Below are 205 nucleotides of genomic sequence, written 5' to 3'. Positions count from 1 at the left end.
CTACCGCCAGCGCTACGGCCTGCCGGCCGACTACCCGATGGTCGCCGCCAACTACGCCGCCCAGCGCTCGGAACTCGCCAAGTCGATCGGCCTCGGGCGGCCGGGTGCTCAGGCTCCGGTGGAGCAGCCGAAGGGTCGGGGGCGGCGCAAGGCTGCCTGATCATGTCGGGGCGGCATGGGTTTCAGACCGCCCCGGCTTCTTGCC

At 72.2% G+C, this 205-nt stretch carries 1 protein-coding gene; it reads left to right on the top strand.

The genetic code is table 11. The features are described 5' to 3' along the window. On the top strand, positions 1-160 hold a 160-nt coding region (locus WDW90_RS40540), incomplete at its 5' end, for a MucR family transcriptional regulator (protein ID WP_336493157.1). Positions 161-205 lie beyond the last annotated feature (45 nt).

Origin of the sequence: Methylobacterium nigriterrae (genome assembly GCF_037106235.1) — a bacterium.
GTDB classification, from domain to species: domain Bacteria; phylum Pseudomonadota; class Alphaproteobacteria; order Rhizobiales; family Beijerinckiaceae; genus Methylobacterium; species Methylobacterium nigriterrae.
Note: the sequence above shows the minus strand (reverse complement) of the source record. Positions and strands in the feature narration are given on the sequence as shown.